We start from the raw sequence: 11,671 nt of genomic DNA, 5'->3' as shown, positions 1-11,671 counted from the left end.
TACCGAATAAAGATGAGGATTTAGTTAAATATTTTGAGATAAAATATTCTATGCCCGGTGAACTTGTTAAACATTTCATAGATGAATACGGAGAGGATAAGGCTGAAGAAATATTTGAAGTGTTTGAGAAGAAGCAGCCTATAACGGCAAGAGTGAATATTTATAAAAACTCAAAAGATGAAATAGTTAAAAAATTAACAGGAGAAGAAGTTAAGGTAAGTACAGATACAGTGTTTCCGGAAAGTATCAAGATACTTGAACTTGACAGTTTGAATTTTTTGGAAAGTTTTGAAGAAGGTGACTTTGTTATTCAGGATGAAAGTTCGCAGTTTATAGGAAAGATAGCTGAAATATTTAAAAATGCTTCGGTACTTGACCTTTGTGCAGCACCGGGAGGGAAGAGTCTTTTGATTGCAGAAAGACCTGAAACAAAGGAAGTCATATCCTGTGATGTGTCAGAGGCAAAGATAGCTTTGATAGAAGATAATATAAATCGTACAAAAGCAGATAAGATTAAGGCTGTGATAAATGATGCAACGGTATTTAATCCCGAATTTAAGGATGTTTTTGACTTGGTTATCTGTGATCTGCCTTGTTCAGGGCTGGGAGTTATTGGTAGGAAGAGAGACATAAAATACAATATTACAAGGGAGAAGATGACAGCACTTGCAAAGTTGCAGAGGAGTATTTTAGAAAATGCAAGACAGTATGTGAAAAAGGGCGGTTATTTGATATTTTCGACCTGTACAATGAGTAAGATAGAAAATGAGGAAAATTTTAATTTTATTTCAGGCTTTCATGGCTTTTCACCGGTGGATTTTTCAGATAAAATAAAAGAGAGCCTGTCAGGATACGAGGTTTGCGACAGACTTTTAAAAGAGGCTAAAAAGGGTTATATAAGGCTGATTCCAGGAGAACTTGGGACAGATGGTTTTTTTATATCAGAATTTATGAGGGAAGAATAAGTTGACTAATGCAAGAGATGATATTGTAAGTCTGAATTATCAAGAACTGACAGATTTAATAAAGGAATGTGGAGAGCCTGCATTTAGGGCAAAGCAAATTTATGAGTGGATACATAAAAAGCTGGTACGAGACTATGACGAGATGACAAATGTTCCACTAAAACTTAAGACGAAGCTTGCAGAGAGCCTGCCTTTTCCTGAGATTGTGGAAGTGGCAAGAAGAGATTCAGCTTCAGGAGATACATCTAAGTTTGTTTTCAAACTTTACGATGGTTATGTGATTGAAAGTGTACTTATGAAATATAGATATGGTAATTCAGTCTGTATTTCATCTCAGGTAGGATGCAGGATGGGCTGTAAATTTTGTGCTTCTACTCTAATGGGACTTTCAAGACAGCTTGCACCCTCTGAAATGCTTTCCCAGATATATACAATACAGAGGGAAACAGGCGAAAGAGTTAGCAATATAGTAGTGATGGGAACAGGAGAACCGCTTGATAACTTTGATAATCTTATAAAGTTCATAGAACTTGTAACAGATGAGAATGGCTTAAATATAAGTCAGAGGAATATTACGGTTTCGACCTGTGGACTTACAGAGAATATAAAAAAATTGGCTGATAAAAAATTTGGTATTACTTTGGCAATTTCTTTACATGCACCTGAGGATGATGAAAGAAAAAGAATAATGCCGATAGCCAACAAATATACCATATCTGAAATTTTAGAGGCGACAGATTATTATTTTGAAAAGACAGGAAGAAGAATTTCTTATGAATATGGCTTGATTGATGGAGAAAATGACAGTACAATTAATGCAGAAAAACTGGCAGCTTTATTAAAAGGAAAAAACTGTCATGTGAATTTAATTCCAATCAACCCTATAAAAGAAAGAGCATATAAAAGTTCAACACCCAAAGGAGTAATAAGATTTAAAAAAGTACTTGAAAATAAAGGGATAAATGTTACTATTAGGGAAGAAATGGGACGGGATATAGATGCTGCCTGTGGGCAGCTTCGTAAGGAATATATGGACAAGCAGTAATAAATGTATAGAAGGGAGAACACATAGATGAAAACATTTTCTGAAACTAGGGCTGGAATAAACAGAAAAGTAAATCAGGATTGTTTTTTATGTGAAGAAGAGGCAGTAGGCGACTTGCCAAATCTGTTCATAGTGGCAGATGGAATGGGGGGCTACAATGGGGGAGACTTTGCTTCAAAATTTTGCATAGAAAATGTGAAGAATCATATAATTAATGGTAAGGGAAATTCGATAATTTCTTCTATCAGGTCGGCTATAAAGGCAGCGAATGAGGGAATTAGGGAAAGCAGCAGGATGAATGAAGAACTTAAAGGCTGTGGGACAACAGTTGTACTGGCAACCATTAAAGATGATATTTTATATATTGCAAATGTAGGAGATTCAAGGTTGTATGTACTTCAAAAGGGTAGATTATCTCAGATTACGGAAGATCATTCTGTAGTGGAGGAGATGATTAAGAGAGGAATATTAAGAAAAGAAGAGGCAAGGTTCAATTCTAATAAAAATAAGGTAACGAGAGCACTTGGTGCAGAGCCTGAAATTGAAATAGACTTTTTTGAGGTTAAGCTTGAAAAAGGAGATAGAATAATGATGTGCTCAGACGGAGTTTCTAATATGATGGATGAAAGGACTCTGGAAGAGATAATAGGTGATGACAAAGAGTTGCCGGAGATTTGTAGGATACTAATAGAGACTGCTGTTAATAATGGTGGAAAAGATGATGCAACAGTAGTGATGATAGAGGTGTGATATGTTAAATAAAGGCAGACTGATAGGTGAAAGATATGAGATAATCAGCATAGTCGGCTCGGGCGGCATGGCTGATGTTTACAATGCGATTGATAACAGGCTGAACAGGCAGGTAGCAATAAAAGTTCTTAAAGAGGAGTATGGCTCAGATAAGAATTTCGTGCTGAAGTTTATGGCTGAAGCACAGTCGGCAGCAGGACTTTCCCATCCTAATATTGTAAATGTGTATGATGTAGGAGAAGATGAAGGACTCCATTATATTGTTATGGAACTGGTAGAGGGCATAACTCTGAAGAAGTTTATAGAGAGAAAGGGTAAGCTTGAGCTTAAAGAAGCGGTAGGAATAGCCATTCAGATAGCACAGGGAATGGAAGCTGCTCATGCAAACCATATTATTCATAGGGATATTAAACCGCAGAATATTATCATTTCAAAAGAGGGTAAGGTAAAGGTTACTGATTTTGGAATAGCTAAGGCAGCTACTTCAAATACTATAGCGGCAGGACAGGCTGTAGGATCAGTGCATTATATTTCGCCGGAGCAGGCAAGGGGTGGATATTCGGATGAGAAGAGTGACATATATTCTCTTGGTGTTACACTGTATGAGATGATATCCGGAAAGATGCCGTTTGCAGCTGACAATATGGTTTCGGTTGCACTCTTACATATAAACGAAGAAGCTGTCCCTCTAAGAGAGATAGATGAGAATATACCTGTAAGTATTGAAAAAATAGTTCAGAAATGTATGCAGAAAAAACCTGAGCGAAGATATATGACTGCTACAGAACTGATATCGGATTTAAGAAAGGCGGTAGCTGAGCCGGAGGGAGATTATGTAAGCTTTAATCAGGCGGTTGTTACCGATTCACCTACGATTAATATTTCCGGAGAGGAGTTGGAGGCTATTAGAAAGGGAAGATTTAATAGTGAAAATAATAAGATGAAAGAAAATGTAAAAAAACATGAGCCTCGTGAAATTAGAGAACTTCTGGAGGATGAAGAAGAGGCAATGGATCCTAAGATTGAAAAGTTAATTCTTTTTGGTGGAATAGCGGCCATTGTAATACTTGCGGCTGTGGTTATTGCACTTTTAGTAAAAGGATTTAATTTGTTTGGTAATGGAGGTGACAGCTCAAAACTTCCATCCGAATCTGTGGTATCAAGCGAAATTGCATCCGGTTCATCGGTGGTATCTGAAGTTTCGTCTAAGTCATCAGTAATAGCTGTACCTGCGGTAAAGGGGCACACACTTGCTGAGGCAATTACAATTCTTTCTGAAACAGGCATTACAAATTATAGGTTTGAGTATAAAAATTCAAGGGAGTTCAAGAAAGAAGATGTGATGGATGTGACTCCTGCTGAAGGTACTGAAATAAACAAGGATGATGAGGTTGTTATAACTGTAAGTAAGGGTGAAGACAGTCAGGTTGTTCCTGATGTAAGGAATAATTCTAAAGACACAGCGGTTTCTACTCTTGAAAGTATGAAAATTACCGTAAAAACACAGGAAAAGCCAAGTGAAACAGTTGAAGCAGGTAAGGTAATCGATACTATTCCGGGAGTTGGAACTGAAGTAAAAGAGGGTGAAACTATTACGATTGTAGTTAGTACAGGACCTGAAAATAAGAAAGTTCTGGTACCAAATGTAGTGGAAATGAGCGAAGCAGATGCTGTTGCCAATCTCAGTGCTGCCGGATTTAAAGCATCTATTGCATATAAAGAGGATGATGCAGTAGAAAAGGGAAAGGTAATAAGCCAAAGTGTTACAGGAGGTAATGAAGCTGAAACAGGAACAACCATAGGATTAAATATAAGTAAAGGTCCAAAACCTGTAACATACACATACTCTACATCGCTCACCATAGATGAGAATCCGTTTGCAGACAGTGATGAGAGTGGAGATATAGAGGTAAGAATGGATCAAGATGGCAAAACAAAGACTATTTATTCAGATAATTTAACTTATGATGATTTTCCACTTCACATTGATGATATAACAGGTACAAGTGACAGTGAAGCTGTATGCTACATGGTAGTGGATGGTCAGGTTTATGATGGAAAAGTATGGCGTATAACAAACTGGAATAAGGCTGAAAATTGATGGAAGGCAGAATAATAAAAGCAATTGCAGGTTTCTATTATGTACATAATGAAGCAGGCATATATGAATGCAGAGCAAGGGGGATATTTCGCAATAAGGGAATAAAACCCTTGGTAGGTGACATTGTTAAAATTGAAGTTTTGGACGATGAGAATAAGAAAGGTAACCTTGTAGAAATAGTAGGCAGAAAATCTTTTCTCATCCGTCCGGCTGTAGCCAATCCCGATCAGGTACTTATAGTTTTTGCCGGAGCCAAGCCGGAGCCGAACCTTAATTTGCTGGATAAATTTTTAACAATGATGGAAATTAAGAAAATACCGGTTGCCATTGCCATAAGTAAAAGTGACCTTGTATCAGAAGAGAAACTGGTAGAATTGAAAAAAATATACTCAAAGTATTATAAGGTTTTTGAAATAAGTATTAAAGAAGAAAAAGGGGTGGATGAGCTAAAAGAATATCTGTTAGGCAAGTTTACCGTACTTGCAGGACCTTCGGGGGTAGGAAAATCCACTCTTACTAATTATCTTGCTCCGGATGCAAATATGGAAACCGGCGAAATAAGTAGAAAGATAGAGAGAGGCAAGCAGACCACAAGGCATGTAGAACTTTTTTACATAGGAGAAGATGGATATATCTGTGATACCCCCGGTTTTGGAAGTCTTGAACTGTTCGATGCAGATAAGAGAGAGCTTAAGGATTACTTCCCGGAATTTGCAGAATATACTGAAAATTGCAAATTTAATGGCTGTATTCATTTGGGTGAAAGAGATTGTGGAGTGAAGAAGGCTTTGGAAAATGGTGAAATTTCTGAAAGCAGATATAGGAATTATCAGTTGATTTATGAGGAATTAGCGAGTAAGAGGGAGTACTAAATGGAATATATACTTTCGCCGTCAATACTGGCGGCAGACTTTGGAATGTTAGCTAATCAGATAAAAATTACAGAGGAAAGCGGTGCGAAATATCTTCATTTAGATGTGATGGATGGGAGTTTTGTACCAAGTATTTCTTTCGGAATGCCGGTGATTAAGAGTCTTAGGAAATATAGTAACCAGATTTTTGATGTACATCTTATGATAGATGCTCCTGAAAGATATTTAGAAGATTTTAAAGAGGCAGGAGCAGATATAATAACAGTCCATGTAGAATCAACCAAGCATTTACATAGGACTGTTACAAAGATTAAGGAACTGGGACTTAAGGTCGGAGTATCCCTTAATCCTGCCACACCGCTTTCATCTCTTGAATGGATACTGCCGGAGCTTGATATGGTGCTCATAATGAGTGTGAATCCCGGATTTGGAGGACAGAAGTTCATACCGTTTTCTTTGGAAAAAATTAGAAAATTAAGAGAAATTTCTCCTAATATAGACATAGAAGTAGATGGAGGAGTGAATAAAGATAATATTGGTGAACTTGTAAGAGCAGGGGCAAATATCCTGGTTGCAGGTACGGCAGTGTTTGGTGGAAATATAGCAGAAAATACGAGGCAGCTGTTGGAGAAAATGTATGAAGAAGGTACTGATTATAACAGGCGGGCAGACTGATATAGCTTTTGCAGAAGAAGTTTACAAAGAATATAGACCGAACTTAGTAATTACAGCAGACAGTGGGCTTTTGACGGCGAATAAACTTGGCATAATTCCCGACTATGCAGTTGGCGACTTTGACAGTAGTGATAAAGAAACTGTAGAAAATATTAAAGCTAAGTTTGAAATCTATGGTAAACCGATAATAAAGAAATTTAATCCTGAAAAGGATGAAACGGATACAGAAATTGCAATATCACTTTCACTTTCACTTAATCCTGCCGAAATAGTAATATTAGGAGCAACAGGAACGAGACTTGACCATACTATGGCGAATATAGGTCTTTTATATAAGATTATGCAAAGTGGAATAAAGGCAAGGATTATGGATAAGCATAATGTGATAAGCCTTCATGATAAAGATATTGTACTCAAAAAAGATGAGTCTTTTGGAGAGTATTTTTCTTTGTTGCCTTTTACGGAAGAAGTAAGAGGACTTAAAATAAAGGGAGCTAAGTACGAACTTGACGGCTATATTTTAAAAGCAGGCAGCAGTCTTGGAATAAGTAATGAGATTGTGGAGAATAATGTTTTTATAAGTTTTGAAAAAGGAATTCTGCTAATTTATCAGACTAGCGATGTAGGGCTTGCACTCAGTGGAAAAATGTAAAGGGGGTCTTATGAAGAAAGAACTATAGCGATAGGTGCTTGTGTATGGTATAGCGATTTCGCACTTAGAATAGACAGTATGCATGGGGATAAGATAACAAGGATAGAATTGATTAAGTCAGTGTAAAGGGAAAAATATGAATATTTTAGATAATTTAAATCCTGAACAAAGAAAAGCAGTGGTGCATGAAAATGGGCCACTGCTCATTTTAGCAGGGGCAGGCTCAGGTAAGACAAGAGTACTTACAAGGCGTATAGCATATCTTATTAAGGAATATGGAGTGAGTCCATGGAATATTTTGGCACTCACTTTTACAAATAAGGCAGCTAAGGAAATGAGGGAGAGGGTGAATGAGCTTTTAAATGAAGAAGCGGGAGATATTTGGGTTTCAACCTTCCACTCAGCCTGTGTTAAAATGTTGAGGAGATTTATAGACAAGATAGGATATGACAGGAGATTTAACATATATGATACGGATGATACAAAGGCGGTAATAAAACAGGTACTTAAATCGCTAAATATTGACAGTAAGAAGTTTTCTGAAAAGACCTGTCTAAATATCATATCAAATGCAAAAAATGATTTTATAGATGCTGAAAAGTTTGCAGCAAATTCTTCATTTGGAGCAGATAAGGATGTTTTTGCAAGGGTTTATCTGGAATATGAAAAGAGGATGAAAAATAATAATGCCTTAGACTTTGATGATATTTTGGTAAAAACCGTAGAGCTTTTACAAACAGATGTGGACACCTTAGAATACTATCAAAGAAGATTTCGATATATCCTTGTAGATGAGTATCAGGACACTAATATTGTCCAGTTTAAATTATTAAAAATGCTTGCCAACTTTGTGAATGAAGATGGTGAAATAGAAAATAATCTCTGTGTAGTGGGAGATGATGACCAGTCAATCTATAAATTTAGGGGAGCGGATATAAGAAATATATTGAATTTTGAAAAAATATATCCGTCTTGCCTGGTTATTAAATTAGAAGAAAATTACCGTTCCACAGGTAATATTCTTGAAGCTGCAAATGGAGTAATTAGTAATAATACTATGAGAAAGGATAAGAAGCTGTGGACAAGTAAAGAAGGTGGAGCATCACTTTCTTATAAAACTTATGATACAGGTGATAGAGAGGCAGAGGGAGTAACCAATATTATACGGCGTACTGTTGAGGCCGGAAAAGCGGATTATTCAGATATTGCAGTTTTATACCGTACAAATGCACAGTCTCGTGCGGTAGAGGAAAAACTTGTATATGATAATATTCCGTACAAGCTCTATGGAGGCACGAATTTTTACAGCAGAAGAGAAATAAAAGATATATTGGCATATTTGAAAGTTATAAATAATCCCAAAGATGATACTCAGGTAAGGAGGATACTCAATGTACCTAAAAGGGGTATAGGAAGTACAACCGAAGATAGGATTGCTGATTATGCTGTAGAAAAAGACATTTCTTTCTTTGAAGCTTGTATGAGGGTCGGTGCAATACCGGGACTTAGCAGGGCAGTGACAAAAGTAGAGAAGTTTGTAGCCTATGTTGAAGCTAAAATAAGGGAATTTAGTGAGACTAAAAATCTAAAAAATGAGATAGAGACACTTATAGAAGAAATTGAATATATTGAAGGGTTAAGGCTTGAAAATACTGATGAGGCAAGGGGAAGAATTGACAATATTTATGAACTTATAAATAAGGTTGCAGTATTTGAGCTTGGAAAACAGGATGAGGGCAGTGCAAAATTGGCAGATTTTCTTGCAGAAGTATCTCTTTTAACTGATGCCGACAATAAGGACAGTGATAATAAGGATATGAACAAAGTTACCCTTATGACACTTCATTCTGCAAAGGGACTGGAATTTAAGATAGTATTTATTGTAGGTATGGAGGAAGGACTTTTTCCGGGGCGTATGAGTTTATATGCAGAGGATGAGAGCGAACTTGAGGAGGAAAGAAGACTTTGTTATGTAGGGATTACAAGAGCAATGGAAAAGTTATATCTCTCCAATGCAAAGATGAGGATGATTAGGGGAGAGAGGCAGTGGAACAAACCGTCCAGATTTATAAGTGAAATTCCTGAGCATCTTTTATCGAGAGCGAGGTTTCAAAATAATGAAGGACCTGTAAGCATTTTTAAGACACCATCCTCAGCATCTGAGAAAAACGGTCTCTTTGCAGAAAATCCGTATATAAGCAAGGGATTTAAGCAGGTACCTAATAAATCGGACTCAGTAGAAATTGGAGATATGGTAAGTCATATTAAATTTGGAGAAGGAGAGGTAATAGATGTCTCTAAGGGAGACGGAATAGTGTCTGTAAGATTTAAAAATGATACTTATGGAGTCAGAAAATTTAAATTAGGCTTAGCAGGATTAAAAAAAATAAACTGATAATAGTATTATTAAAAAAAATATGTTATACTGAATTTATCAAATTTAATAAAAGGAGTAGACTTATGGATAAGAAAATTGAAGAGTTATTAAGTGTAGCAAAGATGAATTCGCTGCTTCATCCTGTAAAGGATAGTGAACCTAAAAAGGACAATCCTTATGTGGTTGCTCTTGTAATAGTTGGAGCAATTGCCCTCATTGCAGGCATCGCTTATGCTGTATATTACTTTTTTGTTCCGGATAAGCTTGTAGATTTTGAAGATGATTTTGATGATGTTTATGGAGATGAAGTCTTTACAGAGTTTGAACCGGAAGAAGCTGAAGCAGTAGAGGAAGCCAAATAATTGGCAATGGATAAAAAAGATAAAAAGGAATTTGTGGAGGAAGTAGCAGATAGGATAAGGTCTCTGGATTATATTAAAATTGATGAGATTCCTGATATTGAGTTATATATGGATCAGGTTATTAAATTTATGGATGATCATTTTGCATCTCTTAAAAGATATGAGGGGGACAAGATGTTAACTAAGGCCATGATTAATAATTATACTAAAAATAAGCTGCTTCCTTCACCTGAAAAGAAGAAGTATGGCAAGAACCACATGATACTTTTGATTTTCATATATTATTTTAAGAATGTATTGTCAATTAAAGATATTAATAGCATTCTTACTCCGCTTACGGAGAATTTTTTTAGCGAAAATGATAATGATTTTTCATTGGGCGATATTTATGATGAGATTTTTGAGACCTGCAAGAGTGCGACTACTGATATTTCAAGGTCAGTTTTAAAAGCATTTAATAGATCAAAAGAAAGCTTTGAAGATGAAGAAGACGAGAAAAAGAGAAAATATCTCAACAACTTTGCTTTTATAGCATCATTATGCTTTGATGTCCATGTGAAGAAGACGATAGTTGAAAATATGATAGACAGAGGTCTGTTAGATTTTAAGGATGATGTTACTAAAGGAAGTAGGAAAGATAAAAGATGAGTAGAGCTGCTAAGATTTGTTTAAAAGTGTTTCTTTCGCTAATACCGGTTCTTGGTGTGGGGATTGCAGTGTTGCTTGCAGTATTGACGGTTACAGAATATAAGCCGGGTAATGTTGAAAAATTATTATTAACAGGGCAGGCTGTGGATGAAGCGGAGTTTTCTAAAGAAATTAAGCTTATAAGTTGGAATATTGGATATTGCAATTTGGGAGCTACGGCAGATTTTTTTATGGATGGCGGTAAAAAAGTTGTAAGCCAGACTAGGGAAGAACTGGATAATAACATCAAAAATATAGTTGAAAAATTAAGTGAATTTGATGCTGATATAACCTTTTTACAGGAAGCAGACAGGAAATCTTACCGCAGTTATAATGTTAATGAGGAAAAGATAATTTCTGATAAATTTTCTGAAAGGCTTTCAGCTTTTGCAGTTAATTTTAAATCCTTATTTGTGCCGTTTCCTTTTCCGCCGTTAAGAAATGTTGAGGCCGGAATAATGTCTTTAAGCAGGTTTAAGGTGGAAAGTGCAGAAAGAGTAAGCCTTCCGGTGCCATTTAAATGGCCTGTCAGTACCTGTAACCTTAAAAGATGTCTGTTAGTGGAGAAAATTCCAATAAGTGGGAGTGACAAAAAGCTTGTAGCTATTAATCTTCATTTGGAGGCATATGATTCAGGTGAGGGTAAGATAGCCCAGACAAAGGCATTGCTTGATGAAATGGAAAAAGAGTATGCCGCAGGCAACTATGTAATAGCAGGTGGAGATTTTAACCAGGTCTTTTCTAATATAGATGTATCCAAGTTTGAAGTTGGAAGTGTAGGATTGTGGAAACCGGGTAAGATTGATGCGGAGCCGTTTTTGGAAAAATTTAACCTGTATATGGATGGAACTGTTCCTACCTGCCGTTCTCTTGACAGGGCATATGATAAAAACGATAGTAAATTTCAGTATTATGTAATAGATGGGTTCATTGCATCTAAGAATATTGAGGTACTTTCACAAAGGACAATAGGTCTTGATTTTGAAAATTCAGACCATAATCCTGTTGAAATTACAATTAAATTAAAGTAAGAAAAGCCACAGTAATCTGTTATTTCAGATAGTCTGTGGCTTTTTATGAGAATTTTTGTTCAAGCAAACTCTCGTTGAAAATCTTTATCAAAAATTTAGATTTATTTTATAATATCTTTATAACACTCAGGGCGTCTGTCCCGCATAAGCCCCC

At 36.2% G+C, this 11,671-nt stretch carries 11 protein-coding genes; all 11 read left to right on the top strand.

Going from position 1 to position 11,671, the window contains the following annotated elements:
* The coding region (locus ACTTKP_RS09180) for a methyltransferase domain-containing protein (RefSeq protein ID WP_442553601.1) at nucleotides 1–965 on the top strand (965 nt) is incomplete at its 5' end.
* A 1-nt stretch (nucleotide 966) separates the two neighbouring features.
* Entirely contained in the window at nucleotides 967–2,010 is a 1,044-nt protein-coding gene (gene rlmN / locus ACTTKP_RS09175; RefSeq protein ID WP_442553600.1) for a 23S rRNA (adenine(2503)-C(2))-methyltransferase RlmN, read from the top strand.
* Between the two features lie 27 nt (nucleotides 2,011–2,037).
* Complete coding sequence (locus ACTTKP_RS09170; protein ID WP_442553599.1) at nucleotides 2,038–2,760, top strand: Stp1/IreP family PP2C-type Ser/Thr phosphatase; 723 nt, start codon at nucleotides 2,038–2,040, stop codon at nucleotides 2,758–2,760.
* A 1-nt stretch (nucleotide 2,761) separates the two neighbouring features.
* Nucleotides 2,762–4,861: a protein kinase domain-containing protein gene (locus ACTTKP_RS09165; protein ID WP_442553598.1), complete on the top strand. Its 2,100-nt coding sequence runs from the start codon at nucleotides 2,762–2,764 to the stop codon at nucleotides 4,859–4,861.
* Nucleotides 4,861–5,733, top strand: coding sequence for a ribosome small subunit-dependent GTPase A (gene rsgA, locus ACTTKP_RS09160; protein WP_442553597.1), 873 nt, complete (start codon nucleotides 4,861–4,863; stop codon nucleotides 5,731–5,733). The genes ACTTKP_RS09165 and rsgA overlap by 1 nt, the downstream gene beginning before the upstream one ends.
* Nucleotides 5,734–6,408, top strand: a complete 675-nt coding sequence (rpe, locus tag ACTTKP_RS09155) for a ribulose-phosphate 3-epimerase (RefSeq protein WP_442553596.1) — start codon at nucleotides 5,734–5,736, stop codon at nucleotides 6,406–6,408.
* Nucleotides 6,371–7,060 (top strand): thiamine diphosphokinase, encoded by a 690-nt coding sequence (locus ACTTKP_RS09150; protein WP_442553595.1) that lies wholly within the window; start codon nucleotides 6,371–6,373, stop codon nucleotides 7,058–7,060. The genes rpe and ACTTKP_RS09150 overlap by 38 nt, the downstream gene beginning before the upstream one ends.
* Before the next feature lie 136 nt (nucleotides 7,061–7,196).
* Nucleotides 7,197–9,455, top strand: coding sequence for an ATP-dependent helicase (locus ACTTKP_RS09145; protein ID WP_442553594.1), 2,259 nt, complete (start codon nucleotides 7,197–7,199; stop codon nucleotides 9,453–9,455).
* 65 nt (nucleotides 9,456–9,520) lie between these two features.
* A complete protein-coding gene (locus ACTTKP_RS09140; RefSeq protein WP_442553593.1) occupies nucleotides 9,521–9,799 on the top strand; it encodes a DUF4366 domain-containing protein in 279 nt (92 codons plus the stop codon).
* Nucleotides 9,800–9,805: 6 nt separating this feature from the next.
* Nucleotides 9,806–10,447, top strand: coding sequence for a DUF1836 domain-containing protein (locus ACTTKP_RS09135; RefSeq protein WP_442553602.1), 642 nt, complete (start codon nucleotides 9,806–9,808; stop codon nucleotides 10,445–10,447).
* A complete protein-coding gene (locus ACTTKP_RS09130) occupies nucleotides 10,444–11,517 on the top strand; it encodes an endonuclease/exonuclease/phosphatase family protein (protein ID WP_442553592.1) in 1,074 nt (357 codons plus the stop codon). The genes ACTTKP_RS09135 and ACTTKP_RS09130 overlap by 4 nt, the downstream gene beginning before the upstream one ends.
* The last annotated feature ends 154 nt before the right edge of the window (nucleotides 11,518–11,671 follow it).

Source organism: Catonella sp., assembly GCF_052169795.1.
GTDB lineage: Bacteria > Bacillota > Clostridia > Lachnospirales > Lachnospiraceae > Catonella.
This window is presented reverse-complemented; position numbering and strand designations above follow the sequence as displayed.

Coding starts and splice junctions, on each gene's coding strand:
- ACTTKP_RS09130 (WP_442553592.1), top strand. CDS start 10,444: ATGAGTAGAGCTGCTAAGATTTGTTTAAAAGTGTTTCTTTCGCTAATA.
- ACTTKP_RS09170 (WP_442553599.1), top strand. CDS start 2,038: ATGAAAACATTTTCTGAAACTAGGGCTGGAATAAACAGAAAAGTAAAT.
- ACTTKP_RS09145 (WP_442553594.1), top strand. CDS start 7,197: ATGAATATTTTAGATAATTTAAATCCTGAACAAAGAAAAGCAGTGGTG.
- rpe (WP_442553596.1), top strand. CDS start 5,734: ATGGAATATATACTTTCGCCGTCAATACTGGCGGCAGACTTTGGAATG.
- ACTTKP_RS09165 (WP_442553598.1), top strand. CDS start 2,762: ATGTTAAATAAAGGCAGACTGATAGGTGAAAGATATGAGATAATCAGC.
- rsgA (WP_442553597.1), top strand. CDS start 4,861: ATGGAAGGCAGAATAATAAAAGCAATTGCAGGTTTCTATTATGTACAT.
- ACTTKP_RS09135 (WP_442553602.1), top strand. CDS start 9,806: ATGGATAAAAAAGATAAAAAGGAATTTGTGGAGGAAGTAGCAGATAGG.
- ACTTKP_RS09140 (WP_442553593.1), top strand. CDS start 9,521: ATGGATAAGAAAATTGAAGAGTTATTAAGTGTAGCAAAGATGAATTCG.
- ACTTKP_RS09150 (WP_442553595.1), top strand. CDS start 6,371: ATGAAGAAGGTACTGATTATAACAGGCGGGCAGACTGATATAGCTTTT.